The sequence below is a fragment of the Micromonospora sp. NBC_01655 genome, assembly GCF_026339755.1.
In the GTDB taxonomy this organism is placed as follows: domain Bacteria; phylum Actinomycetota; class Actinomycetes; order Mycobacteriales; family Micromonosporaceae; genus Micromonospora.
Window position 1 is genome coordinate 5,987,842 of sequence record NZ_JAPEQF010000001.1, and the last position, 26,080, is coordinate 6,013,921.

The 26,080-nt window shown below is 75.1% G+C and carries 22 protein-coding genes; 4 read left to right on the plus strand and 18 right to left on the minus strand.

Annotated elements, in window-relative coordinates:
• Positions 1–10: 10 nt before the first annotated feature.
• From recA to OOK41_RS26350, 6 genes are all read right to left on the minus strand, one after another.
• The gene (gene recA, locus OOK41_RS26325) at positions 11–1,057 is read right to left on the minus strand and encodes a recombinase RecA (RefSeq protein WP_117666970.1); all 1,047 of its coding nucleotides are present in this window, start codon (positions 1,055–1,057) and stop codon (positions 11–13) included.
• Positions 1,058–1,244: 187 nt separating this feature from the next.
• Positions 1,245–1,445 carry a DUF3046 domain-containing protein gene (locus OOK41_RS26330; RefSeq protein ID WP_117666565.1) on the minus strand — a complete coding sequence of 67 codons (201 nt, stop codon included), beginning with the start codon at positions 1,443–1,445 and terminating at the stop codon, positions 1,245–1,247.
• Positions 1,446–1,447: 2 nt separating this feature from the next.
• A complete protein-coding gene (locus OOK41_RS26335) occupies positions 1,448–2,758 on the minus strand; it encodes an MFS transporter (protein ID WP_266267086.1) in 1,311 nt (436 codons plus the stop codon).
• 94 nt (positions 2,759–2,852) lie between these two features.
• On the minus strand, positions 2,853–3,995 hold the full coding sequence (locus OOK41_RS26340; RefSeq protein ID WP_266267087.1) for an acyl-CoA dehydrogenase family protein: 1,143 nt from the start codon (positions 3,993–3,995) through the stop codon (positions 2,853–2,855).
• Positions 3,996–4,110: 115 nt separating this feature from the next.
• Positions 4,111–4,815 carry a UdgX family uracil-DNA binding protein gene (locus tag OOK41_RS26345; protein WP_117666559.1) on the minus strand — a complete coding sequence of 235 codons (705 nt, stop codon included), beginning with the start codon at positions 4,813–4,815 and terminating at the stop codon, positions 4,111–4,113.
• 176 nt (positions 4,816–4,991) lie between these two features.
• Complete coding sequence (locus tag OOK41_RS26350) at positions 4,992–6,329, minus strand: aminotransferase class I/II-fold pyridoxal phosphate-dependent enzyme (RefSeq protein WP_266267088.1); 1,338 nt, start codon at positions 6,327–6,329, stop codon at positions 4,992–4,994.
• A 38-nt stretch (positions 6,330–6,367) separates the two neighbouring features.
• Between OOK41_RS26350 and OOK41_RS26355 the strand changes: the two genes are divergently transcribed.
• Together OOK41_RS26355 and leuE are read left to right on the plus strand one after the other, a co-directional pair.
• On the plus strand, positions 6,368–7,612 hold the full coding sequence (locus OOK41_RS26355; protein WP_266267089.1) for a bifunctional pyridoxamine 5'-phosphate oxidase family protein/GNAT family N-acetyltransferase: 1,245 nt from the start codon (positions 6,368–6,370) through the stop codon (positions 7,610–7,612).
• Positions 7,609–8,277 (plus strand): leucine efflux protein LeuE, encoded by a 669-nt coding sequence (gene leuE / locus OOK41_RS26360; RefSeq protein WP_117666553.1) that lies wholly within the window; start codon positions 7,609–7,611, stop codon positions 8,275–8,277. Before OOK41_RS26355 ends, leuE begins: the two co-directional genes overlap by 4 nt.
• A 69-nt stretch (positions 8,278–8,346) precedes the next feature.
• Here leuE and OOK41_RS26365 read toward each other — a convergent pair whose 3' ends face one another.
• The 10 genes from OOK41_RS26365 to OOK41_RS26410 form a co-directional block, all read right to left on the minus strand.
• The gene (locus OOK41_RS26365; RefSeq protein WP_117666968.1) at positions 8,347–9,270 is read right to left on the minus strand and encodes a sporulation protein; all 924 of its coding nucleotides are present in this window, start codon (positions 9,268–9,270) and stop codon (positions 8,347–8,349) included.
• Between the two features lie 126 nt (positions 9,271–9,396).
• Positions 9,397–10,464, minus strand: a complete 1,068-nt coding sequence (locus tag OOK41_RS26370; protein ID WP_266267090.1) for a hemolysin family protein — start codon at positions 10,462–10,464, stop codon at positions 9,397–9,399.
• Positions 10,461–11,837, minus strand: coding sequence for a hemolysin family protein (locus OOK41_RS26375; RefSeq protein ID WP_266267091.1), 1,377 nt, complete (start codon positions 11,835–11,837; stop codon positions 10,461–10,463). Before OOK41_RS26375 ends, OOK41_RS26370 begins: the two co-directional genes overlap by 4 nt.
• 142 nt (positions 11,838–11,979) lie before the next feature.
• Positions 11,980–12,318, minus strand: coding sequence for a monovalent cation/H(+) antiporter subunit G (gene mnhG / locus OOK41_RS26380; RefSeq protein WP_117666547.1), 339 nt, complete (start codon positions 12,316–12,318; stop codon positions 11,980–11,982).
• Entirely contained in the window at positions 12,315–12,578 is a 264-nt protein-coding gene (locus tag OOK41_RS26385) for a monovalent cation/H+ antiporter complex subunit F (protein WP_117666545.1), read from the minus strand. The genes mnhG and OOK41_RS26385 overlap by 4 nt, the downstream gene beginning before the upstream one ends.
• Positions 12,575–13,216, minus strand: a complete 642-nt coding sequence (locus OOK41_RS26390) for a Na+/H+ antiporter subunit E (RefSeq protein WP_243639225.1) — start codon at positions 13,214–13,216, stop codon at positions 12,575–12,577. The genes OOK41_RS26385 and OOK41_RS26390 overlap by 4 nt, the downstream gene beginning before the upstream one ends.
• A gap of 38 nt (positions 13,217–13,254) precedes the next feature.
• Positions 13,255–14,769 (minus strand): Na+/H+ antiporter subunit D, encoded by a 1,515-nt coding sequence (locus OOK41_RS26395; protein ID WP_266267092.1) that lies wholly within the window; start codon positions 14,767–14,769, stop codon positions 13,255–13,257.
• A complete protein-coding gene (locus OOK41_RS26400) occupies positions 14,766–15,218 on the minus strand; it encodes a Na(+)/H(+) antiporter subunit C (protein ID WP_266267997.1) in 453 nt (150 codons plus the stop codon). The genes OOK41_RS26395 and OOK41_RS26400 overlap by 4 nt, the downstream gene beginning before the upstream one ends.
• Positions 15,219–15,235: 17 nt before the next feature.
• Positions 15,236–18,079 carry a Na+/H+ antiporter subunit A gene (locus OOK41_RS26405; protein ID WP_266267093.1) on the minus strand — a complete coding sequence of 948 codons (2,844 nt, stop codon included), beginning with the start codon at positions 18,077–18,079 and terminating at the stop codon, positions 15,236–15,238.
• Positions 18,080–18,211: 132 nt separating this feature from the next.
• The gene (locus OOK41_RS26410; protein WP_243639224.1) at positions 18,212–18,622 is read right to left on the minus strand and encodes a hypothetical protein; all 411 of its coding nucleotides are present in this window, start codon (positions 18,620–18,622) and stop codon (positions 18,212–18,214) included.
• A gap of 199 nt (positions 18,623–18,821) precedes the next feature.
• Between OOK41_RS26410 and OOK41_RS26415 the strand changes: the two genes are divergently transcribed.
• Complete coding sequence (locus OOK41_RS26415) at positions 18,822–23,396, plus strand: ATP-dependent helicase (RefSeq protein WP_266267094.1); 4,575 nt, start codon at positions 18,822–18,824, stop codon at positions 23,394–23,396.
• A 242-nt stretch (positions 23,397–23,638) separates the two neighbouring features.
• Here OOK41_RS26415 and OOK41_RS26420 read toward each other — a convergent pair whose 3' ends face one another.
• Together OOK41_RS26420 and OOK41_RS26425 are read right to left on the minus strand one after the other, a co-directional pair.
• Positions 23,639–24,844, minus strand: coding sequence for a helix-turn-helix domain-containing protein (locus OOK41_RS26420; protein ID WP_266267095.1), 1,206 nt, complete (start codon positions 24,842–24,844; stop codon positions 23,639–23,641).
• Positions 24,834–25,004: a hypothetical protein gene (locus tag OOK41_RS26425; protein ID WP_165878041.1), complete on the minus strand. Its 171-nt coding sequence runs from the start codon at positions 25,002–25,004 to the stop codon at positions 24,834–24,836. Before OOK41_RS26425 ends, OOK41_RS26420 begins: the two co-directional genes overlap by 11 nt.
• Positions 25,005–25,381: 377 nt before the next feature.
• On the opposite strand from OOK41_RS26425, the gene OOK41_RS26430 reads away from it, so the two are divergent.
• Positions 25,382–25,783: a GntR family transcriptional regulator gene (locus OOK41_RS26430; protein WP_266267096.1), complete on the plus strand. Its 402-nt coding sequence runs from the start codon at positions 25,382–25,384 to the stop codon at positions 25,781–25,783.
• Positions 25,784–26,080 lie beyond the last annotated feature (297 nt).

The following is a 26,080-nucleotide window of genomic DNA, read 5'->3' on the forward strand; positions in this document are numbered from 1 at the left end:
CAGCGCCCGGTCAGAAGTCGACCGGCGGCAGCTCCGGGCCACCGGCGGCGTCGCCCGCGCCGACCCCGACGCCGAGCTTCTCCAGGATCTTCTTCTCGATCTCGGCCGCCACGTCCGGGTTCTCCCGGAGGAACTCGCGGGCCTTCTCCTTGCCCTGGCCGAGCTGGTCGCCGTCGTACGTGTACCAGGCTCCGGACTTGCGGATGATCGCCTGCTCCACGCCCACGTCGATGAGCGAGCCCTCGCGGGAGATGCCCTTGCCGTACATGATGTCGAACTCGGCCTGCTTGAACGGCGCGGCGACCTTGTTCTTCACGACCTTGACCCGGGTGCGGTTGCCGACCACGTCGGTGCCGTCCTTGAGGCTCTCGATGCGGCGCACGTCGAGCCGGACCGAGGCGTAGAACTTCAGCGCCCGACCACCGGTGGTGGTCTCCGGGCTGCCGAACATCACGCCGATCTTCTCGCGGAGCTGGTTGATGAAGATCGCCGTGGTGCCGGTGTTGTTGAGCACACCGGTGATCTTCCGCAGCGCCTGGCTCATCAGCCGGGCCTGGAGGCCCACGTGGCTGTCGCCCATCTCGCCCTCGATCTCGGCGCGCGGCACCAGGGCCGCGACCGAGTCGATCACGATGATGTCGATCGCGCCGGAGCGGACCAGCATGTCCACGATCTCCAGCGCCTGCTCACCGGTGTCCGGCTGGGAGACCAGCAGGGCGTCGGTGTCGACGCCGAGGGCCTTCGCGTAATCCGGGTCGAGCGCGTGCTCGGCGTCGACGAAGGCGGCGATGCCGCCGGCCCGCTGGGCGTTGGCCACCGCGTGCAGGGCCACCGTCGTCTTACCGCTGGATTCCGGACCGTAGATCTCGACGACCCGGCCGCGGGGCAGACCGCCCACGCCGAGCGCCACGTCGAGCGCGATGGACCCGGTCGGGATGACCGAGGTCTGGACGACCGGCCGCTCCCCCAGCCGCATCACCGATCCCTTGCCGAACTGCTTGTCGATCTGAGCGAGAGCAAGGTCGAGCGCCTTCTCCCGGTCAGGACCTGCCGCCATCGTTGCCACCCCTGCCTTCGCCGGCGTCTTTGCTGCTGAGCTTCTCGTCACGCGGACACGCTAGGCGCTGGGTCTGACAGAACACCAGCCGACCGGCCGCGAGCTGTGGACGAGTACCCCGCTGTGGACAATAGCCGAACAGGTGTACGACTCGACAAGCGACACGCGGAAGGAGCGAAAAGGCTGCTCAGCGTAGCCGCGCGGGCACCCGGTCGGGGTAGGCGGCGACCACCGCGCGCCACACGACGTGGGTCTGCTCACCCGATCTCAGCGCCTGCTCGATGGTCCGCCCGCCGAGCTGGGACAGCACCTGGTCCGAGGCGATGCTGGCCGCGTAGCCCGGCCCGAATGCCTCCTCCAGCCGGGTCCAGAAGTCGGTCAGCCGCACTGTCAGTCCTCCTCGTCCGGCGCCGGTCCGCGCGCCGGACGCAACGCTAGCGCCAGCAGGGGCACCGTCGCGATCGCCGCCAGCAGGGTGAGTGTCGGATACCCGGCCACCTGCATGACGAACCCGCTCAGCGCGCCGGCGGCGGCCCCGGCCAGGCCCATCGTCAGGTCGGACAGCCCCTGCACGCTGGGCCGCACGGCGGTCGGCACCGACTCCGACAGCAGGGTGGAGCCGGCCACCATCGTCCCGGACCAGCCCAGCCCGAGCAGGACCAGGCCGACCGAGAGCCCGGGCGTGTGGTGCCCGGAGACGCCCGCCACCGCGCAGGCCGCCAGCAGCACCGCCAGGCCGCCGAGGATCACCGGACGCCGGCCGAGCCGGTCGGTGAGCCAGCCGACCACGGGGGACAGCGCGTACATGCCGGCGATGTGCAGGCTGAGCACGACCCCGACCACCCCGAGCACGGCGGCGTCGGAGTGGTACTCGCCGAGGCGGACCGGGGTCATCGACATCACCGCGACCATCACCAGGTGGCCGACCGCGACGGCGGCGATGCCCAGCCGGGCCGCCGGCCGCGCCCGGACCACCCGCCAGGCGGCCCGCATGCCCGTCCCGCGCCGGGCGGTCGCCGGGCCGGCGGTCCCGGCGGCGTCGGGGGCCTCGGCCGCCGCGAGCCGACGCGCGGTGAGCAGCGGGTCGGGCCGCAGCAGGGCCAGCAGTACGCCGGCGGCGAGCGTGAACGCCACGGCGCTGAACGCGAACGGGCCGGCCAGCGGCGGCAGTCCCCAGCCCCGGGTGGTCCGGTCGGCCAGCGCGGCGAAGTTCGGCGCGGCCACCGCCCCGACCGTGGTGGCCCAGACGACCACGGATAGCTGGCGGCCCCGGCGGGCCGGCTCGGCGAGGTCGACGGCCGTGTAGCGGGCCTGGAGGTTGGCGGCCGTGCCGCCGCCGAACAGCAGCATGCCGAGGAAGAGCAGGGGCACCTGACGGGTCACCGCGGCGAGCACCACCAGCGCGCCCCCGGCCGCCCCGACCAGGTACGCGGTGACCAGGCCCGGCCGGCGGCCGTACCCCGTCATGATCCGGGTGACCGGGACGGCGAGCAGCGCGCCGCCCACCACCCCCGCGCTCTGCGCCAGGCCGGCGACCGCCGTGCCGGCGATCCGGGCGGCGAGCAGCGCCCCGACCGTGACGCCGATGGTGACGCCGACGCCCCCGATGATCTGGGTCACGAAGAGCAGCCGCACCGTCCGACGCTGGATCGGGGCGACGTCGGTCCGGCTCGGGGCCGGCGCGGTGAGGTCGGTGGCCATCGGGGCTCCTCGGTGGGGACGGCGGCTCCCGGGTAAGGGGTGGGGGGCCGACCCATCCTTGCGCACCCCCGGCCGGGCCGGCACCCGGGTTCTGCTAGAGACCGAGACCCCGGCCGATGATCTCCTTCATGATCTCGGTGGTGCCGCCGTAGATGGTCTGCACCCGCCCGTCCAGCCAGGCTTTGGCCACCGGGTACTCCAGCATGTAGCCGTACCCGCCGTGCAGCTGGACGCAGCGGTCGGCGACCCGGTTCTGCAACTCGGTGGTCCACCACTTCGCCTTGGCGGCGTCGGTGGCGGACAGCCGGCCGGCGTTGAACTCGGCGACGCAGTGGTTGACAAACGTCCGGGCGATGGTGACCTCGGTGTCCAGCTCCGCCAGCAGGAACCGGTTGTGCTGGAACGCGCCGACCGGCCGGCCGAACGCCTCCCGGGACCGGGCGTACGCCAGGGTCAGGGCGAGCAGCCGCTCGGCGGCGGCGACCGCCGACACCGCGATGCCGAGGCGCTCGCGGGGCAGGTTGGCCATCAGGTGGTAGAAGCCGTGGTTCTCGGTGCCGATCAGGTTCTCCGCCGGCACCCGGCAGCCGTCGAAGAACAGCTCGGCGGTGTCGTTGGCCTTCAGGCCGACCTTCGCCAGCCGGCGGCCCCGGCTGAACCCGGGGGCGCCGGTCTCCACGGCGACCAGGCTCACCCCGTGCGCGCCCCGGTCCGGGGCGGTGCGCACCACCACGATCACCAGGTCGGCCAGCTCGCCGTTGGTGATGAAGGTCTTCTGCCCGTCGAGCACCCACGCGTCGCCGTCGCGGACCGCGCTGGTGCGGATGCCGGCCAGGTCGGAGCCGGCGCCGGGCTCGCTCATCGCGATCGCCGTCACCAGGTCGCCCGAGCAGAAGCCCGGCAGCCACCGCTCGCGCTGCCCGGCGGAGGTCAGCTCGGTGAGGTACGGGGCCACCACGTCGTTGTGCAGCCCGAAGCCGAGCCCGGTGCACCCGGCCCCGACGATCTCCTCGACCAGCACCGCGTTGAACCGGAAGTCGCGTTGCCCGCCGCCGCCGTACTCCGGGTCGACGTCCGTGCCGAGCAGCCCGGCCGCACCCGCCTTGCGCCACACCTCGCGGTCGACGATCCCGGCCGCCTCCCACCGGTCGTGGTGCGGCACCGCCTCGCGGGCCAGGAACTCTCGGCACAGGTCCCGGAACTCTTCGTGGACGGGCTCGTAGAGATGCTGCTCCATGGCGAGAAGTGTGGCACCGCGCACCCGCCCTGCCCAGGGCCCGCCAACCGCCGCTCCGACCGCCCGGCCGTGGTCAGGGCAGGTGCCGGGCACGGCCAGCGGGCGCGCCGCGAGGTCAGGCGGACAGGGCGCGGGCGGCGACGGTCAGGTCGGCGACCAGGCCGGCGTACGCGATGTCCTGGTCGTCGGCGCGCAGCACGGCCGACGGGTGGATGGTGGCCAGCAGCCGGGCCGCCGGGGCGTCGGCGACCTTCCCGGCGGAGTCGACCGGCACCCGGGCGAAGTCCTCCGGGTGCTGGGCGCAGGCCGGCCACGGCATCAGCGTGCCCCGCTGCCGGGTGACCCGGAACGTGGGGCCGAGCAGCGCCTTCGCGGCGGTCGCGCCGAGCACCACCACGACGTCCGGGCGCAGCCGGGCGAACTCGGCCACCAGCCACGGCCGGCACGCGGTGACGTGCACCCGGTCCGGGGTCTGGTGGATGCGCCGCTTGCCGCGCAGCTCGAAGCGGAAGTGCTTGACGGCGTTCGTCAGGTAGAGCTGGGTCGGGTCGAGCCCGGCGTCGTCGACCGCCCGGCGCAGCAGCCGGCCGGCCGGCCCGACGAACGGCAGCCCCTTCTGGTCCTCCAGGTCACCGGGCTGCTCACCGACCAGCACCACCCGGGCGTCCTCGCCGCCGCGGCCGAAGACGGTCTGGGTGGCGTCCCGGTACAGCTCGCAGCCCCGGCAGCCGCCCGCGGCGACGCGCAGCTCGTCGATGGTGTCGGCCTGCGGCGGGATGAACTGCTGCGCACCGGGGGCGGTGTCGGTCTCCTCGGACATGACGATCTTCCTACCCGCCCCCACCCCCTCAAGCGAACACCCCACCCCCGCGTGTCCCCACCCCACCCACCCCCCACCCCCACCCGGTTGATCAAGAGGTTTGCGTCACGCCAAGGGCGGATCCCCGACGCAAACCTCTTGGTCAACCGCGAAAGCCGGGTGGGGGCCGGTGGGGGTTAGGCCGTGAAGCCGGACGGGGGGACGGGGTGGAGGGCGGCGGCCAGTGCGTCGGCCAGTGCCGGGATGTCGGCGGCGGCGAGAGAGCTGACCGTGATCCGCAGCCCGGGCCCGGCGGCGATCCGGAACAGCGCGCCGGGGGCCACCGCCCAGCCGGCGTCGCGCAGCGCGGTGAGGGCGCTGGTCTCGTCCGGCACGGGCAGCCAGACGTTGATGCCGGTGCGGCCGTGCCCGGTCAGGCCCCGCGCGGCCAGGGCGGCGAGCAGGTCGCCCCGACGCCGCTCGTAGCTCTCGCCGGCCCGGTCCACCAGCGCGGCGGTGGCCGGGTCGCGCCAGAGTTCCAGCACGAGGCGTTGCAGCACGGTGGATACCCAGCCCGCGCCGACCCGGGCCCGGCCGGCGACCCGCGCCACGGTCGCCTCGTCGCCGGCCAGCACCGCGAGCCGCAGGTCGGGCCCGTACGGCTTGCTGACCGACCGGACGAAGGCCCAGGCCGGGGTGGCCCCGGCGAGCGGGCACAGGGGCACCCGGGCCAGCTCGGCGGCGTGGTCGTCCTCGATCAGCAGCAGGTCGTTGCGTCCGGCGAGCAGGGCGCGCAGCGCGGCGGCCCGGTCGGCGGAGACGGCCGCCCCGGTGGGGTTCTGCGCCCGGCTGGTCACCACCAGGGCCCGGGCCCCGGCGGCCAGGGCGGCCCGCAGCCCGGCCTCGACCGGCCCGTCGTCGTCGACCGGGACGCCGATCGGGCGCAGCCCGAGCGCGGCGACCAGGTCGAGCAGGTTGGCCCAGCCCGGGTCCTCCACGGCGACGGCGTCGCCGGGGCGCAGGTGGGCGGCGAGCAGCCGCTCGATGCCGTCGAGCGCGCCCCCGGTGACGGTGACCTCGTCGGCGGGCACGCCGTCGGCGGCGAGCCGCTCCCGGGCGGCGGCGGCCAGCTCGGGCACGACGCCGACCGACGCGTACCCGGCGGGAGCGCCGAGGTCGGCGGCGAGGGCGGCCAGGTGCGGGCCGAGCGGCGGGAGCAGCCCGGTGTCGGGCTCGCCGAGGGACAGGTCGCGGGCGCCGGGCGCGGCGGGCGGGCGGATCGCGCGGCGGGTGGCCACCGGCGGCCGGGGACGCACCCGGGTGCCGTGCCGGCCGGCGGTGGCCAGCAGACCGCGCTGGCGCAGTTCCTGGTACGCCCGGGCGACCGTGGCCGGGCTGACCGCCAGCTCGGCGGCGAGGGACCGCACCGGCGGCAGCGGGGCCCCGGCCGGCAGCTCGCCGGACCGGATGCCCGATTCCACGCTGGCCGAGATCTCGGCGGCCGTCCCGCCGCTCACCTGATAACGTGCTGACACAATTCAGGTATTGTACTAGAACGAAGGCGGGACGTCGCATGTACCCACCCACGCCCCGGACCACCGCCAGCCGCACCCGCGACCGGATGAGCTACGACCGGGCCGCCACGCACGCCGTGCTCGACGAGGCGTACCACTGCGCGCTCGCGTTCACCGTGGACGGCGAGCCCCGGGTGCTGCCCACCCTGCACGTCCGGATCGGCGACACCCTCTACCTGCACGGCTCCACCGGCAGCCGGCCGCTGCTCGCCGCCCGGGGCGACGGCCTGCCGGTCTGCGTCGCGGTCACCCTCCTCGACGGCCTGGTCTACGCCCGCTCGCAGTTCCACCACAGCGCCAACTACCGCTCGGTGGTCGCGCACGGCACCGCGCACCTGGTCACCGATGCCCGGGAGAAGGCCGCCGCGATGACCGCCCTGGTGGAGAAGGTCGCCCCCGGGCGCAGCGCGGACGCCCGCCCGCCGAGCCGCCGGGAACTGGCCGAGACGGCGGTGCTGGCGCTGCCACTGCGCGAGGTGTCGACGCGCGTCCGGGCCGGCGGGGTCCGCGAGGACGAGGCCGACCTGCACCTGCCGCACTGGGCCGGGGTGGTGCCGCTGGCGCTGACCGCCGGGCCGCCCGAGCCGGCCGCGGGGGTGAGCGTGCCGGTGCCGGCGTACCTGCGGCCGGGCCGGTCGCCGTGGCTGGAGCCGGCCACCCTGCGGGGCGCGCACGTCGTGCTCGAACCGCTGGACCTCGCGCACGTCGACGCGCTGCACGCCGCCACCGCCGACCCGCAGGTGTGGCGGCACCTGGGCAGCCCGCAGCCGGCCGATCCGGCCGGCACGGCCGAGCTGGTCCGGGCGGCGCTCGCGGCCCACCACCGGGGCGAGCGGGTGCCCTGGGTCCAGCGCTGCGCGGTCACCGGGGCGGTGGTCGGGACCACGTCGTTCTACGAGGTCGACCCGGCGCAGCGGGCGGTGGCGATCGGGCACACCTACCTGGGCCGGCCCTGGTGGCGGACGGGGATCAACACCGAGGCGAAGCTGCTGCTGCTCGCCCGCGCCTTCGAGGAACTGGGCGCCGAGCGGGTGGTGTGGCACACCGACCTGCGCAACGAGCGCTCGCAGCGGGCCATCGAGCGGCTGGGCGCCACCCGGGAGGGGGTGCTGCGCCGGCACCGCGTCCGGCCCGACGGCTCCTGGCGGGACACCGTCCAGTACTCGATGATCGTCGAAGAGTGGCCGAACGCACAGGCCAGGCTGCGGGAACGCCTTCTCCCCGCGCCGTCGTCGGCGCGATGATGGCGGGCGTGCTGGGCATCACAGACATCTGGACGTACCTGCTGGGGACCGTGGCGATCATCCTGCTCCCCGGCCCGAACTCACTCTTCGTGCTCTCCACCGCCGCCAAGCGCGGGGTGCGGACCGGCTACCGGGCCGCCGCCGGGGTGTTCCTCGGCGACTCGGTGCTGATGATCCTCTCCGCCGCCGGGGTGGCCTCGCTGCTCCAGGCGTACCCGCCGCTGTTCCTGGTGGTGAAGTACGCCGGCGCGGCGTACCTGGGCTGGGTCGGGCTGACCATGCTGCGCGGCGCGTGGCGGCGCTGGCGGGACCGCAACGACCCGGCCGCGCCGCGCCTGATCGACGCCGCCGAGCCGGCGGAGCTGCGCAGCCCGTTCCGGCGGGCGCTGGTGGTCAGCCTGCTCAACCCGAAGGCGATCCTGTTCTTCATCTCGTTCTTCATCCAGTTCGTCGACCCCGGGTACGCCTGGCCGGCGGTGTCGTTCCTGCTGCTCGGGCTGATCGCCCAGGCGACCAGCGTGCTGTACCTGACGATGCTGATCTTCGCGGGGACGTACCTTGCCGCCCAGTTCCGCCAGCGCCGCCGGCTGGCCGCCGGGGCGACCACCGGGGTGGCCGCGCTCTTCCTCGGCTTCAGCGTCAAGCTCGCCACCGCCTCGATCTAGCGTGGGCCGCCGTGCCCGTCCGCACCCGGCGGGCGGGTACGGCGGCACCACCCGGGGCGGCGCACCGGCTCAGGTGCCGTCGCCGCCGCCCCCGCCGATGCCGGCGCCGCCGGCGGTGCCGCCCAGGCCGTAGCCCGGCCGGACCGGCTCGTCCGGCCGGCGGCTCACGTGCGCCGACTCGCTGATCCGGGCCGACCAGACGCCGTGTGCCGCCGCCGCGGCGTGCCGGTTGATCGCGTGCCGCAGCCAGCCGTCCACCACGGCGACCCAGTCGGCCCGGTCCGCCCCGGCGTGCCAGACCCGGAACCGGCTGATGCTCTGGTGGGTGACCCCGGCCAGGGAGAGCCGGCGGTCGGCCCAGAGGATCACCTCCAGGCCGGCGGAGTTGGCCACGAAGATCACCTCCAGCTCGGTGATCGGGCCGGCGTAGAGCGGCGCGACCCACCAGCCGAGCCGCTGGTGCAGCGGCAACGCCTGCTCCACCCCGGGCAGCCGGTCGGCGACCAGGCCGGCCTGGCGCAGGCTGAACCCGAGCGTGTCCAGCGCGGCCAGGATGTGCTGCTGGGTCGGCAGGGGGTGCACGAAGATCGGAACCATCGCGCCCTGCTCCAGGTCGACGTCGACCGACGCCTCGGTGCGCAGGCCCATCCGCAGGCTCATCAGCGGCACCCCGCCGAAGATGGTGACCGGGGTCTCCCAGGGCAGCGGCAGCGCGAAGTCGACCGCCCGCCGCCGCCCGGCCGGCACCACGAACGCCCCGGCGATCGGCACCTGGTGGAACTGGACGAGCCGGCGGGGCGCGCCCGGGTCGTCCGGCTCGACCTGGGTGACCAGCCCGAGCCGGAGCCGCCGGACGGGGACGTCGTACCGGCCGGCGTGCAGCGTCACCCGCCCGGGCAGCCGCAGCCCGGGTCGGCTGCTCGGGTTCGCCAGCGTGGTGTGCACCGCGAGCCCGGTCCGGCCGGACTCCGGCGACACCCCGGTCAGCCGCACGCCGCTCCCCCCGTACCCCTCGGTGGTGGCACGGCATTCCCGGTCGGCGGCCGGACAGTCCTGCCGGACCGGCACGGACGCCGGGGGCCGGCCCGGCTGGTCGCCGGACCGGCCCCCGGGCGGGCCTCAGCGCATCCGACGGCCCCGGGGCACCGGGTCGGTCTCGTCGTCGAACTCGCCGATGACCTCCTCCAGCAGGTCCTCCAGCGCCACGAAACCGATCGGGCGGGTCGGGCCGCCACCGTTGCGGACTAGGGCGAGCTGGGCCTGCCGGCCCTGCATCGCGGCCACCGCCTCGGTCACCGACGCCGTCCCCGGCAGCGTGAACGCTGCGCTCATCAGCTCGCCGGCGGTGGCCGTCCGGCCGGCCGTGGTGGCCCGCACGGCCTCCCGGACATGCACCAGGCCGCACACCTCGCCGCCGGAGTCCAGCACCGCCAGCCGGGACCGGCCGCTGTCCCGGGAGACCTGCTCGATCCGCTCCGCCGGCTCGTCCCGGCGGACCGTGACGATCTGGTCGAACGGCTCCATCACCTGGGCGACCGTGGTGCCCTGGAGCTCCAGCATGCTGGTGAGCATCTGGTGCTGCTCGGCGCCGAGCAGCCCGTGCTCGCGGGACTGCTCCAGCAGGATCCGCAGCTCGGCCGGGCCGTGCACCTGGGCGAGCTGGTCCTGCGGATGCACCCGGACCAGTCGCAGGATCGCGTTGGCCAGCGCGTTGAGCGCCGACAGCACCGGCCGGGCCACCCGGGCGAAGGCCCGGAACGGCAGCGCCAGCAGGGTCGCCGAGCGCTCCGCGTCGGTGATCGCCCAGGACTTCGGGGCCATCTCGCCGACCACCAGGTGCAGGAAGGTGACCAGGGCCAGGGCGAACACCAGCGCCACGACGTGGCTGGCCGCCGTCGGCAGGCCCACGGCGTGCAGCAGCGGGCTGAGCAGACCCTCGATCGCCGGCTCGGCCAGCGCGCCCAGCCCCAGCGTGCACAGCGTGATGCCGAGCTGCGCGCCGGCCAGCATCAGGGACAGCTCGCGTACGCCGTCCAGGGCCGCGCGGGCCCCCCGGCCGCCGCCACCGGCGACGGCCTGTTCCAGCCGGTACCGCTTGCTGGCCACCAGCGCGAACTCGGCGGCCACGAAGAACCCGTTCAACGCCAGCAGCACCACGGAGACGAAGAGCGCCACTCCCGGGCTCATGCCGCCTCCCCCTCGCCGCGCCGGCCGCCCGCCCTGCCGGCGGTGGCCCCGGTCAGCCGGAGCCGCACCGAGTCGGCGACATGCCGGTCCACCGCGAGCACCTCGACCAGGGCATGCGGCTCGGTCTGGGCGTCGCCGTCGACCACCAGCGCGATCTCCAGCCGGTCGCCCACCTCGGGCACCCGGCCCAGCTCGCGCATGACGAGCCCGGAGAGGGTGTCGTACTCGGGGGCCTCGGGCAGGGCGATGCCGGTGCTGTCGGCGACCTCGTCGATCCGCCAGCGGGCCGGTACCACCCAGGAGCCGTCGTCCTGCCGGGCGGGAGCCCGCTCCGGCGGGTCGTCCTCGTCCCGGATCGGGCCGACCAACTCCTCGGCGATGTCCTCCAGCGTGATCACGCCGGCGAAGCCGCCGTACTCGTCGACCACGCAGGCGAGCTGCCGGTGCCCGACCCGGAGCCGGTCCAGCACCGTCGGCAGCGGCAGCGTCTCCGGCACCAGCAGCGGGGGGCCGGCCACCGCGCTGACCGGGGTGGTCGCGCGCTCGGCCGGGGGCACCGCCAGCACGTCGGCGATGCCGACGACGCCGACCAAATCGTCGACGCCCTCGGTGCCGCGGACGGGGAACCGGGAGTGGCCGGTGTCGAGCAGCTCCACCACCCGGCTCAGCGGCTCGTGCGCCCGGACGGTGTGCACGTCGACCCGGGGCACCATGGCCTCCCCGGCGGTCAGCGTCCGGAAGTCGAGCCCCCGGTCGAGCAGGTCGGACATCTCGGCGTCCAGGTGCCCCTCCTCCCGGGACTCGGCGATGATCTGTTCCAGGTCCTTCGGGGTGGCGCCGCTGGGCAGCTCCTCGATCGGCTCGATGCCGACCCGGCGCAGCAGCCGGACGGCGGCCTTGTCGAAGAGCGTGATCACCGGCCCGGCGACCTTCAGGTACATCAGGGTGGACCGGCTCAACGCCCGGGCCAGTTGCTCGGCGCGGGCGATGGCCAGGTTCTTCGGGGCCAGCTCGCCGAGGACCATCTGCACGACGGTCGCGATGAGCAGGGCCAGCGCCACGGACAGCGGGAGGGCGACCGCGGTGGACACCCCGGCCCCGCCGAGCAGCTCGGCCAGCCCCGCGCCCAGGTACGGCTCGGCGGCGTAACCGACCAGCAGGGCGGTCACCGTGATGCCGAGCTGCGCGCCGGAGAGCATGAAGGAGAGCCGGCCGGTCACCTTGAGCGCCCGGGCGGCGGCCTGGTCGCCTTCGTCGGCGAGCTGCTTGAGTCGCCCCCGGTCCACGGCGACGTAGCCGAACTCCTGGGCCACGAAGTATCCCGTGGCGGCGGTGAGAACGGTGATGAGGACAAGTCCGACGACGATCAACACGGGTCGCTCAGGGCTCCCGGGGCCGTCGGGACGGGAAGATGCCGGGCACGACCCGGCTGGCTACTGCTGCCCTCCTGGGCAGAAGAGTCGATCATGTGGCCCATTTTATCGGCGTCGGCTGAGTGCCCGCTGAAGGACGTCCTCACCGCTCCTGCGCCAGCTCGTCGACGTCGAGCAGGGAGCGGTCCACCCGGCCCGAGCGGTACGCGGCCCGGCCGACCATCTGGGCGGCGACCGGCGCGGTGGCCAACTGGAAGAGCGCGACCAGGACGATCATGCCGATGTCGGACGTCGTGCGCAGCCGCAGCGCCACCCCGGCGAGCAGCAGCAGCACGCCGAGCACCTGCGGCTTGGTGGCCGCGTGCATCCGGTCCAGGACGTCCGGGAAGCGCAGCACGCCGATCCCGGCGGCGAGGCTGAGCAGGCCGCCGGCGACCAGGCAGGCCGCGCCCAGCCAGTCGACGACCGTACCCGCGCTCACGACTCCTCCCGGACGGCGAAGCGGACCAGGGCCACCGCGCCGACGAAGCCGAGCAGGGACAGCACCACGAGCACGGGCAGGGTGGTGGCGTGCCTGTTGACCGCCGCCTCCGCCGCGACCGCGCCGGCCATCGTGTTGAGCAGCACGTCGGCCGCGATCACGCGGTCCAGCAGCGAGGGGCCGCGGTACAGCCGGGTCAGCGCGAGCAGCGCGGTCACCGAGAAGAGCACGGTGAGCACGGCGGCGAGCAGGACGGTCACTGGTCTGGCCCCCTGTCGGTGGGAGGGTCGGGATCTGCGGCGGCGGGGGCGGGCACGTCCGGGGCCGGGGTGTCCAGCAGGCGGAGTTCGGCGGCGGAACCGATCGCGCGGACGATCCGGGCCTCGGTGGCGAGGGTCCGGTCCCGGCTGTCGGTCAGGTCCGCCGGGCCGCGGACGTCGAGCACGTGCACGTAGAGCACGCCGCGCTCCCGGTCGACCTCGACGATCAGGGTGCCGGGGACCAGCGAGATGGCCTCGGCGGTCAGCGCGAGGTTCAGGTCGGTGCGCACCCGCAGGCGTACCGCGATGATCGCGCCCCGGGGCAGGTAGCCGGGCTGCACGGCGATGCGGGCCACGTGGATGCTGGCGCTGACCAGTTCCGTGACGAACCGGCCCGCCAGCACGAGCAACGCCCGGGGGCGCAGCCGGCCGCCGAAGGTGACCGGCGGCAGCGGGAAGAACACCAGCACGGCCGCGCCGACCAGCAGCCCGCCGAGCAGGTTGCCCCAGGAGAACCGGCCCCAGAGCAGGTTCCAGGCCACGACCATCCAGGCGAGGGCCACCAGCCGGTCCCGCCACCGCGCGGCCCGGCTGCCCCGGGCCGCCGGGCCGGGCGGCCCCGGGGCCGTCCCGCCCACGGACCGCGGGTCGCCGGAGGCCGGGCGGCGGGCCCCGGTCACGGCACGCCGCCGGGAAGCACGGCGCGTACGTACGGGGTGCGGGCGCGCAGGTCGGTGGCCGCGTCGGTGGTCACCCCGAACAGCGGGCCGGCGGCGACGGTGAGCGCCAGACCCAGCACGACCAGGGCCGTGGTGGCGCCGACCATCAGGGGTGGCAGCCGGACCGCCGGCTCGGCGGTGTCCAGCCGGGGCGCCCGCCAGAACGCGATGTTCCACACCCGGGACGCGGCGTAGAGGGTGAGCAGGCTGGTGGCCGTGCCGGCGGCGACCAGTGCCCAGGGCAGCGGGCCGCCGACCGCCACCCCGGCCTGGAGCAGGCCCAGCTTGCCGAGGAACCCGGAGAACGGCGGGATGCCGGCGAGGTTCATCGCCGGGACGAAGAAGAGCACCCCCAGCACCGGGGCCACCCGGGCCAGGCCGCCGAGCCGGCGCAGGTCGGTGCTGCCGGCCCGCGCCTCGACCAGCCCGGCGACCAGGAACAGGGTGGTCTGGATGGTGATGTGGTGCACCACGTAGAAGATCGCCCCGGACAGCCCGGCGACGGTGCTCAGCGCCACCCCGAAGATCATGTAACCGATGTGGCTGACCAGCGTGAACGACAGGAGCCGCTTCAGGTCCGACTGGGCCACCGCGCCGAGGATCCCGACCACCATGGTCAGCCCGGCCACCACCATCAGCAGCCCGGTGACCTGGCCGCCGGGGAATAGCAGCGTCTCGGTACGGATGATCGCGTACACGCCGACCTTGGTGAGCAGGCCGGCGAAGACCGCGGTGACCGGCGCGGGCGCGGTCGGGTAGCTGTCGGGCAGCCAGGCCGACAGCGGGAACACCGCCGCCTTGATCCCGAACGCCAGCAGCAGCATGAGCTGGAGGCTGAGCCGTACCCCGGCCGGCAGCTCGTCGAGCCGCTGGGCGAGCTGGGCCATGTTGAGGGTGCCGGTGGCCGCGTACACCAGGCCGACCCCGGCCAGGAAGATCATCGACGACAGGATGCTGACTACCACGTACGTCGAACCGGTCCGGATCCGGATCCCGGTGCCGCCGAGCGTGATCAGCACGAAGCTCGCGGCCAGCAGGATCTCGAAACCGACGAAGAGGTTGAACAGGTCGCCGGCGAGGAAGGCGTTGGTCACGCCGGCGGTGAGCACCAGGTAGGTGGGGTGGTAGATGGTCAGCGGGGCCGACTCGCCGATGTCCCCCCGCCCCTGGCCGATCGAGTAGAGCAGCACGCACAGCGTCACCGCCGAGGAGACCACCACCATCAGCGCGGCGAGCTGGTCGGCGACCAGCACGATCCCCACCGGCGGGGGCCACCCGCCGATCCGCACCACCACCGGCCCGTGCCGGTACGCCTCGACCAGCAGCACCACGGCGACCACCAGGCTGGTGCTCAGCCCGACCATGCTGACGGCGCGTTGCAGCCGGGGCAGGTTGGCCAGCAGCAGGGTGAGCGCGGCGCCCAGCAGCGGCACCACCACCGGCAGCGGCACGAGCGCCTGGTGACCGGTCACGGCTCCCCCGACCGCCGCGGCCGGCGCAGGTGCGGTTCCGGGGCGACCTGCTCCGGGTCGTCGTCCGGCCCCTCGCCGCCGAGGTCGGGCGCGGGCAGTTCGTGGCGCGCGGCCAGCTCGGCGACCTGGCGGTCCTCCAGGTCGTCCTGCACCTCGTCGTTGCCCTCCAGGTACCAGTTGCGGTACGCGACCGCGAGCAGGAACGCGGTGAACCCGAAGGTGATCACGATGGCGGTGAGCACCATCGCCTGCGTCAGCGGATCGCTCATCCGGTCGACCGGGCCGGTGCCGACCACCGGGGCCCCGCCGGGCCGGCCGCCGAGCAGGATCAGCAGGTTCACCCCGTTGCCGAGCAGGATGACGCCGAGCAGGATGCGGGTCAGGCTGCGCTCCAGCAGCAGGGTGACGCCGGTGCCGGCGAGCACGCCGACGACCACCACCAGCACCATGGTCGTCCCGGTCCCGTTCACCGCCGGTTCCCCTCCGGGTCGACGACCAGCCCGCGCTCGCGCTTGCCGGTCGCCTCGATGTGCCGGTCGACCTCCGCGCCGAGGCTGCGCAGGATGTCGAGCATCAAACCGACCACGATCAGGTAGACGCCGGCGTCGAAGAAGAGCGACGTGACGAGGTGGAGGTCGCCGACGCCCGGCAGCGCGAGGTCGACCTTCACGCTGTCCAGCACGGACCGGCCGGCGACGAGCGCGGCCACGCCGGTGCCGACCGACACCGCCAGGCCCGCGCCGAGGATCGTGCCGGCGGAGACCGGGGCCGCCTCGGCCAGCTCGTACCGGCCGCCGGCCAGGTAGCGCACGACCAGGGCGAGGCTGGCCACCAGGCCGCCGGAGAAGCCGCCGCCGGGCGCGTTGTGGCCGGAGAAGAGCAGGAACAGGGAGAACAGCACGATGGTGTGGAAGAGCAGCCGGGTGACCACCTCGAAGACGATCGACCGGCGGTGCTCCCGCAGGGTCGGTCCGCCGCGCAGCCAGACCGGCCGCTGCGGCCCCGGGTGGCGGAGCGCCTCGGTGCGGCGGGGGCGGCGCGGGCGGGGACCGGTCCGGGACCGCTCGAAGATCAGGCTGGCCACCCCGGTCGCGGTCACCACCAGCACCGAGATCTCGCCCATCGTGTCCCAGGCCCGGATGTCGACCAGGGTCACGTTGACGACGTTGCGCCCGTACCCGGCGGCGACCGCCAGGTCCGGGAAGGCCAGCGAGATCGGCGGCGCGGTCCGGGCCCCGGCCGCGACCAGGGAGAAGCCGCCGAGCACCACGCCGACGGCGACGCCGAGCGACCGGCGTACCCAGCGGCTGCGGCGCAGCGGCCGGGCGGAGAACCGCTCGGGCAGCCGGCGCAGCACCAGCACGAAGACCGCGATGGTGGCGCTCTCCACCAGGAACTGGGTCAGCGCCAGGTCCGGCGCGCCGTGCAGGACGAACAGCATCGCGAGGCCGTAGCCGGTGACCCCGACCAGCAGCATCGCGGTGAGCCGGCGGCGGGCGCCGACGGCCAGCAGCGCGGCCACCGCGATGACCAGCCCCACCACCAGTTGCAACGGGTTGTCCCAGAGGTCGATCCCCTGCCGCCAGGGGCGGGCGGCCAGCATCGCCCCGCCGGGCACGACCACCAGTACGATCAGGATGGTGCCGAGGTACTGGGGCAGGGACCCGCGCTGGGTGACGCTGGTGACCTCGATGGCGAGCCGGTCGAACTGGTGGGTCAGCCACTCGTACCCCCGGGCGCCGTCCACCGGCGCGCGGACCCGTTCCACCACGCCGGCGAGCGGGCCGCGCAGCGCGAAGAGCGCCGCGCCGCCGCCGAGCGCCAGGGCGGAGAGCCCGAGCGCGGCGGTCGGCCCGTGCCACAGCGCGAGGCCCTCGTCGACCGGGCCGAGCAGTTCGGCGTACGGGCGCAGCAGGCGGCCCAGCGGGCCGGCGAGCAGCCCGACGACGAGCCCGGCGGCGGCCAGCAGGGCCGGCGGCCCCAGCATGGCGACGGGGACCGGGTCCGGTTCGACGGACGCGGCGGGCGGCCGGTCGGCGAACGCGCCCCAGACGAAGCGGGCGCTGTAGGCGACGGTCAGCACCGTCCCGGCGACCAGCCCGGCGAGGACCAGCGGACGGTCGGCGAACGCGGCGAGCACCGCCTCCTTGGCGACGAAGCCGACCAGCGGGGGCACCCCGGCCATCGAGGCCGCGGCGAGCGTCCCGACCGTGGCCAGCAGTGGGGCGTGCCGGCGCAGGCCGGACAGCTCCCGCAGGTCCCGGGTGCCGGTGCTGTGGTCGATCGCGCCGACGACGAGGAAGAGCGCCGCCTTGAACAGGGCGTGGGCGAACAGCATGGCGGTGCCGGCGAGCGCGGCCTGCGGGGTGCCCGCCCCGAGCACCACGGTGAGCAGGCCGAGCTGGCTGACCGTGCCGTACGCCAGCAGCAGTTTCAGGTCGGTCTGGCGCAGCGCGGCCCATCCGCCGGCCAGCATGGTGAGCAGCCCGGCGGTGAGCACCACGGGGCGCCACGGGCCGGCCGCCGCGAGCACCGGGGCGAGCAGCCCGAGCAGGTAGACGCCGGCCTTCACCATCGCCGCCGCGTGCAGGTACGCGCTGACCGGCGTGGGCGCGGCCATCGCCGCCGGCAGCCAGGAGGTGAACGGCAGCACCGCCGACTTGCTCAGCGCCCCGGCCAGCACCAGCAGCACGGCCGTGGTCAGGTAGCCACCGGACGGCAGGTCGGCCGCCGCGAGGGCGGACCAGCGGTACTCCCCGGTGTGCCGGCCGAGCATCAGGAACCCGACCAGCATGGCCAGCCCGCCGAGGGTGGTCACGGTGAGCGCCTGGGCAGCGGCCCAGCGGCTGGACCGCCGCTCGGTGCTGTGCCCGATCAGCAGGTACGAGAAGACCGTGGTCAGCTCCCAGCAGACGTAGAGCAGCAACAGGTCGTCGGAGAGCACCAGGCCGAGCATCGCGCCGGCGAAGGCGACCAGCACGGCGGCGAACCGGGCCAGCCCCACCGAGCCGGTGGCGAAGTACCGGGCGCAGTAGACCAGCACCAGCGCCCCCACGCCGCCGACCAGCAGGGTCATCAGCCAGGACAGGGTGGTCATCCGGAACGCCAGCTCCAGGCGTAGCTGCGACACCCAGGGGTACGTCTCGACGACCGCGCCACCGTCGCGCACCGCGGGCGTGCGGGCCAGCGCCCAGCCGAACGCGGCGGCCGGTGCGAGCGCCAGCAGATAGCAGGCCCGCGGCCCCCACCACCGGACCAGCAGCGGCGCGACGAGCGCCACCACGAGGTGGAGGATCAGCAGTACGAGCACCCGCGCTCCCGGTCGAGGTGGCAGCAGTGCGCGCCCCGGAGGAAGCGCCTAGGAGCGATCAGACGCCAGTTCGCAGCCTGATGGGCGGTTTTGCCGGAATTGACGCGGCCCGCCCCGACACCCGCCGGACGGTCAGCGCAGGGCGGCGTCCCCGGCCGGCAGCGCCGGCTCCAGGACGGGCCCGTCACGGCGAACCTCCGCCAGCAGGTCACGGTGGGCCTCGACCAACAGGTCGGGGCGGCCGAGCTGGAGCACCACCTTGTTGACCACGCGCTGGGCGGCGGCGAGGGAGCGCACGGAGAGCAGCCGGCCCCGGCTCTCCCGGCGCAGGACGAAGTAGTGCACGGCGGCGCGGACCTGCCCCCGGTCGGCCGCGCTGGACTGGGCCGTCTGCCGGACCAGCTCCCGCAGGCAGAACGCGAGCCGCTCGGCGAGCTCCAGCTCGGGGCCGTGCAGGCCGGTCCGCAGCGCGGCGAGGTGACCGTCGACCTTGCGGATGAGCACGTCGATGCCTGGCCCGAAGTCTCGCCCCTCGACCGCCATCCGCCCTCCTCCACCGCTCGCGCTGCGAGTGAAGTTACTTTATGTTGTCCGATACAAGCAAGCAGTTAAGTAAGACTTAACGTAATTAGCCTACCTTTCCCTTACGTAAAACCCGCAGTCGGACAGATCCCAGGGGTCGGTGGGCCTCCGCGCCGCTCCGGCCGGCGCGGATGTCCCATCCCCGAGGCAGGATGGGGGCGTGGCGGAGGTGACGGCCGGCCCGGGCGCGGCAGACGCGGCGCGGGTGCTGGCGGGGTTCGGGGCGGCGACCCGGGAGTGGTTCACCGCGGCCTTCGCCGCGCCCACGGCCGCCCAGGTCGGCGCCTGGCGGTCCGTGGCAGCGGGCCGAAACGCCCTGGTCGTCGCGCCCACCGGCTCCGGCAAGACCCTCGCGGCGTTCCTCTGGTCGCTGGACCGGCTCGCCGGGTCGCCGCCGCCGGCCGAGGCCCGGCAGCGCTGCCGGGTGCTCTACGTCAGCCCGCTCAAGGCGCTCGCCGTCGACGTCGAGCGCAACCTGCGCGCCCCGCTCGCGGGCATCCGGCAGGCCGCCACCCGGCTGGGCGTGCCCCCGCCGGAGATCACCGTGGGGATGCGCACCGGCGACACCCCCGCCGACGAGCGGCGGGCCTTCGCCCGCACCCCGCCGGACATCCTCATCACCACCCCCGAGTCGCTGTTCCTACTGCTCACCTCCGCCGCGCGGGACTCGCTGCGGGGCGTGGAGACGGTCATCGTCGACGAGGTGCACGCGGTCGCCGGCACCAAGCGCGGCGCGCACCTCGCGCTCTCCCTGGAGCGCCTCGACGAGTTGCTGCCCGCCCCCGCCCAGCGGATCGGTCTGTCCGCCACCGTCCGGCCGGTCGACGCGTGCGCCCGGTTCCTCGGCGGGGCCCGGCCCGTCGACGTGGTGCAGCCGCCCAGCGCCAAGACCATCGAGGTGAGCGTCCAGGTCCCGGTGGAGGACATGACCCGCCTCGACGAGCGGGAGCAGCCCGCCGACGACCTCGGCGGCCCCGGCCCGCGCCGGGCCTCCATCTGGCCGGCCGTGGAGGAGCGGGTCTTCGCCCTGGTCCGGGCGCACCGCTCGACGATCGTCTTCACCAACTCCCGGCGCAGCGCCGAGCGGCTCTGCGCCCGGCTCAACGAGCTGGCCGCCGAGGAGCTGACCGCCGCCCCCGCCGGCGGCCGACCGACCAGGCCGCCCGCCGAGGTGATGGCCCAGTCCGGCGCGGCGGCCGGGGCGGCCCCGGTGATCGCCCGCGCCCACCACGGCAGCGTCTCCCGCGAGGAGCGCAAGCACATCGAGGAGGCCCTCAAGTCCGGTCAGCTCCCCGCCGTCGTGGCCACCTCCAGCCTGGAGCTGGGCATCGACATGGGCGCGGTCGACCTGGTGGTGCAGATCGAGGCCCCGCCCAGCGTCGCCGCCGGCCTGCAACGCGTCGGCCGGGCCGGGCACCAGGTCGGCGCGGTCTCCCGGGGCGTGGTCTTCCCGAAGCACCGGGGCGACCTGCTGTCCTGCGCCGTGGTCGCCGGGCGGATGGCCGACGGCGCGATCGAGGAACTGCACCCCCCGCGCAACCCCCTCGACGTGCTGGCCCAGCAGATCGTCGCGATGGTCGCGCTGGAGCCGTGGCGGGTCGGCGACCTCGCCGTCCTGGTCCGCCGGGCCGCGCCCTTCGCCGAACTGCCCGACTCCGCGCTGCACGCCGTGCTGGACATGCTCTCCGGCCGGTACCCGTCGACCGCCTTCGCGGAGCTGCGGCCCCGGCTGGTCTGGGACCGGGCCGCCGACGTGCTCACCGGCCGGCCCGGCGCGCAGCGGCTCGCCGTCACCAGCGGCGGCACCATCCCCGACCGGGGCCTGTTCGGGGTCTTCCTGGCCGGCGCGGAGCGGGCCGCAAGGGTGGGCGAGCTGGACGAGGAGATGGTCTACGAGTCGCGGATCGGCGACGTGTTCCTGCTCGGCTCGTCCTCGTGGCGGATCGAGGACATCACCCCCGACCGGGTGCTGGTGTCGCCCGCCCCCGGGCAGGCCGCCCGGATGCCGTTCTGGAAGGGTGACCAGCTCGGCCGGCCGGTGGAGCTGGGCCGGGCCATCGGCGGCCGGGTGCGGGCCCTGCTGCGCCAGGGCGACGAGGCGGCGGTGGCCGCCCTGCGCGCGGGCGGGCTGGACGACTGGGCCGCCGGGAACCTGATGGCGTACCTGCGGGAGCAGCAGGCCGCCACCCGGTCCCTGCCGGACGACCGGACGGTGGTGGTCGAGCGGTTCCGCGACGAGCTGGGCGACTGGCGGCTCGCCGTGCACTCGGTGCTCGGCGCCCGGGTCAACGGCCCCTGGGCGCTGGCCATCGGCCGCCGGCTAACCGAGCGGTACGGCGTCGACGCCCAGGTCATGCCGTCGGACGACGGGATCGTGGTGCGGCTGCCGGACACCGCCGAGGAGCCGCCCGGGGCCGACGTGGTGGTGTTCGAGCCCGACGAGATCACCCAGCTCGTCGAGGAGTCGGTCGGCACGTCCGCGCTGTTCGCGTCCCGGTTCCGCGAGTGCGCGGCCCGGTCGCTGCTGCTGCCCCGCCGCGACCCGCGCCGCCGGCAGCCGCTGTGGCAGCAGCGCCAACGCGCCGCCCAACTCCTCGACGTGGCCCGCGAGTACGCCGACTTCCCGGTCACCCTGGAGGCCGCCCGGGAGTGCCTCCAGGACGTCTTCGACCAGCCGGCGCTCGCCGCGCTGATGCGCGACCTGACCGCCCGCAAGGTGCGCCTGGTGGAGGTGGAGACGACCCAGCCGTCGCCGTTCGCCCGGTCGCTTCTCTTCGGGTACGTCGGCGCGTTCCTCTACGAGGGCGACGCCCCCCTCGCCGAGCGGCGGGCCGCCGCCCTGGCGCTGGACTCGGCGCTGCTCGGCGAGCTGCTCGGCCGGGTCGACCTGCGCGAACTGCTCGACCCGGCGGTGCTCGCCGAGACCGAGCGGCAGCTACGCTGGCGCACCGAGCAACGCCGGCCCCGCGACGCGGAGGACGTCGTCGAGCTGCTGCGCACCCTGGGCGACCTGTCCGAGGCGGAGCTGGCCGAACGCGGCGCGCCGGTCGACTGGCTCACCGAGCTGGCGGCGGCCCGCCGGGTGCTACGGGTGCGGATCGCCGGCGAGGACCGCTGGGTGATCGTCGAGGACGCCGCCCGGCTGCGCGACGCGCTGGGCGTGGCGCTGCCGGTCGGGGTGGCCGAGGCGTACCTCGCCCCGGTGGCGGACCCGCTCGGCGACCTGGTCGCCCGGTACGCCCGCACCCACGGCCCGTTCGCCGCCGCCACCTGCGCGGCCCGGTTCGGCCTCGGGGTGTTCGTGGTGGAGCAGGCGCTGCGCCGGCTCGCCGCGACCGGGCGGGTGGTGTCCGGCGAGTTCGCCCCCGACAGCGTGGGCACCCAGTGGTGCGACGCCGAGGTGCTGCGGCTGCTGCGCCGCCGGTCCCTGGCCGCGCTGCGCCGGGAGATCGAGCCGGTGCCGCCCCGGGCGCTCGCGGCGTTCCTGCCCCGCTGGCAGCAGGTCGGGGCGTCGGCGCGGGGGGTGGAGGCCCTGGCCGCCGCCGTCGAGCAGTTGCAGGGCGCGGCGGTTCCGGCGTCCGCGCTGGAACGCCTGGTGCTGCCCGGACGGGTCGCCGACTACTCCCCCGCCCAGCTCGACGAGCTGTGCGCCAGCGGCGAGGTGCTGTGGGCCGGCTCCGGGGCGATCTCCGGCGGCGACGGCTGGGTCACCCTCGCGTACGCCGACGCCGCGCCGCTGCTGCTCCCGCCACCCGACGAGGCGCTGACCCGTACCCCGCTGCACGACGCCGTGCTGGACGCGCTCGCCGGCGGGCAGGCGCTGTTCTTCCGGTCGCTGTCCGACCGGGTGGAAGCCACCGACGACGCCGCGCTGACCGCCGCGCTCTGGGACCTGGTCTGGGCCGGGCACCTCACCAACGACACCCTCGCCCCGCTGCGGGCCGCGCTCGGCGGCGGGGGCGCGCACCGGTCCCGGCCGACCGCGCCGCGCACCCGGTACCGCCGCCCCGGCCGGGTCGCGCTGCCCAGCCGCAGCGGCCCGCCCACCGTCGCCGGCCGCTGGTCCCGCCTACCGGAACGGGACCTGGACCCGACCCGGCGGGCCGCCGCCCTGGCCGACGTGCTGCTGGAGCGGCACGGCGTGGTCACCCGGGGCGCGGTCGTCGCCGAGCAGGTGACCGGCGGCTTCGCCGCCGTCTACCCGGTGCTGTCCGCGCTGGAGGAGCGCGGGGCGGCCCGGCGAGGGTACTTCGTCGAGGGGCTGGGCGCGGCCCAGTTCGCGGTGCCCGGGGCGGTGGACCGGATCCGCGCCCTCGCCGACCCGGCCGGGCCTGGCCGGGGCGGGCCCGCCCTGGTGCTCGCCGCCACCGACCCGGCCAACCCGTACGGCGCGGCGCTGCCCTGGCCCGAGCGGGTGGTGGACTCGGGCGACGGGGCAGCCCCGGCCACCGGGCACCGGGCCGGCCGCAAGGCGGGCGCGCTGGTCGTGCTGGTCGGCGGCGATCTGCTGCTCTACGTCGAGCGGGGCGGCCGGACGATCCTCTCCTTCGCCGACGACCCGGACGCCCTGGCGGCGGCGGGCAGGGCGCTGGCCGACGCGGTGCACTCCGGCGCGCTCGGGGCGATGTCGGTGGAGCGGGCCGACGGGGAGGCGGTCTCCGCGTCCCCGCTGCGCGACGCGCTCACCGCCGCCGGCTTCCGGGCCACCCCCCGGGGCCTACGCCTGCGCCGCTGACCCGCCCGACCTGGCCTGGCCTGGCCTGGCCCGGCCCGGCCCGGCCCGGCCCGGCCCGGCCCGGCCCGGCCCGGCCATGATCCACACGCTGTGCGGCACAACGCGGTTTCCCGCCCCCAACAGAGCACGACATACCGCACACCGTGTGGATCACGACCGGCCGGGCCGATGCTGGCGCAGAACCGTCCGGGCCGCCAGGGCGATCCGGTTGCGGATCTGGGCCAGGGAGAGGAACGGCGCGGTCACCGGGTCAGGCCGACCAGGGCGGCCAGGCGTGCCACGTCGGCCGGTGTCGGGCCGCCGCGCGCCACGTCGGCGATCACCGTACGCGCCACCGGCCGGCACCGGATCTCCGCCGGCGCGGTCCGGTCGGCGTCGACCAGGACACGGCCCGCCCGCAGCAGGTCACCGACCTGGAGGTACGCCCGCGCGGCGTCCACCAGGTGCGCGGCCCGATGCTCGACCGGCAACCGCCCCCACCCGCCACGGCCGGTGGCCTTCTCGTGCCAGCTCACCGCCTCACCACCGTCACCCAGCTCCACCGCCGCCGCCACCCGAGCCAGCTCGACCGTCGTGGGTCCGAAGCTGGTTCCATTGTGCTGGCCCCGGCCCTCGCCGACCCGCTCGGCGATCTCGGCCGCCTGTTCGATCAGCTCCCCCACGCTGCGCGCGTCACCGCACACGGCGGCGGCAAGGGCGGCCTCCACCAGCAACGTCCCGCACCACGACAGTTCCCGGAGCGGGCCGTCGTGCGGCACAGGAGGTGCGATCCGGTGCGCGGCGGCGACCGTCGCCGCCATCGCCAACCGGCCCCGCCCCGCCGCCCGCAGCGCCTGCCCCAACGGCACCGCGGCGACCGCCCCCAGCAGCGGGTCACCGGCGGCCACCGCCATCGCCCGGTCGGCCGCCAGCCACGCCAGGTCTGCGTCCCCCAGTTTCACCAGCACCGACGTCATGATTCGGTACACCTGCACCAGCCGGTTCGCCGCCTCGTCCCCCGGGCCGGCGGCGTGGGCATGTTGGGCGTCGCCGAGCAGGTCCGGCAGCATCCGCACCACCTGCGGGTAGTGCGCGTGTTGGTAGGTCAACCAGGCATGCTCCACCCGTCGGCCCAGCTCGCCGACCGGCAGGACCGGTCGGGAACCCGCCCCGTCCAGAAGGGTGGGGTAGCGCGCGAGCGCGGCCCGCACTCCGTCCACGCCCGCAACGGCAGCGGTGGTCGATGACGGCCGGGAGTCCCCGCCGACCAGCACCGACGGGTCCACGCGAAGCACCTCGGCGATGTCCTGGATGACCGAGAACCGGTCCAACGCACGGACGCCGCGCTCGACCTTGTCGACCCAGCTCTTGGACTTGCCCAACCGGTCGGCCAGCATCTGTTGAGTCATCCCGCGCCGGGCCCGCCACTGCGCCACCCGCCGGCCTATCGGCAGCTCATCACTGCCCACGACGCCACCGCCGGTCCGGCACCGCCCGCGTGGTCTCGTCCACCGGTATCCGATCCGCCTCGGCCTGCGCAAGGATGCGCCGCCTCGCCGCCTCCCGCTCGGCGGCCTCGGCCTGCTCACCACGGCTGGACGTCGACTCGTCACCGCTGCTGGATGCCATGCCACTCATCCCCGCCTCCGGGTAGGGGCGCGGCGTGCTCCTGGAAGGACCGACACCGCCGCGCCCGGCCAGTGATCGCGGTTGATTGGGATGCGGTGCCGGACACGGCAGGGCAGGTCGGCTCCACACCGGCACACCCGCCGCCACTTCCGCCAAGACCAGACCGGCTGATGCCGGCGAGCCAGGGTGCGGGCCACCGCCAAGACGTACTCGTCGAACGAGACACGCGACACCCGACCTCCCCTCGGAAGTGGATCGCCGGCATGACGGCTGGGCCCTCACCGGCGTTCCGACCGCTGCATCCACTCATCGCCGCGCCAATGTTGGACTGTAGATACAATGAGATGTAGAACTGTTGGCCACGTAGCGTCACGTGCGTGATCGACCCCAGCGCCGATCGGGCACTGTTCCGGCAGCTCGCAGATCTCCTGCGAGACCGGATCGCGTCCGGCAACCTCGCGCCCGGGGCGTCGCTACCCAGCGAGCTGCGACTTGCTCAGGAGTACGGCTTAAGCCGCACGAGCGTCCGACAGGCCATCGCGCTACTCCGGTCGGAAGGGCTCGTCATCGTGGAACCGCCGCGCGGCACCTTCGTTCGTTCCATCGAGCCGACCGAGACCCTGACCCTCCTCAAGGGTGACACCGTCTCCGCCCGGATGCCGACGCCCTCCGAGCGGCGCGAGCTACAGATTGGCGAGGGGGTCCCGCTCCTGGTGATCTTTCGCGCGGACGGCTCCCGGGAGCTCTACCCCGCAGACCGCATCCGCGTTGGCCGCTAGCATCCCTCGAAGCACCCAGCGGTAGGCGCGATCCAGCCGCCCTACTGTCGAGCAGGGCCCTGACCAACGTGTCGCGGAGGTCCGTCACCTCTGGATCGTCGTCGGCCAACTCGCGCAACGTAGTCATGCCGACACTCCATCCCGTGGTGGACGATCGTGGTAACCCCACCGTGGGGTCCCCCCACGGGTCCCCCGTTGCCGGCCGTGAACGCGATACCGTGACCGCCTACCAGCTTCCCTGACGGAGGGAGCCACGTGGACGCACGGACAGACCGCCTGCTTCCCCGGCGCCTGCTC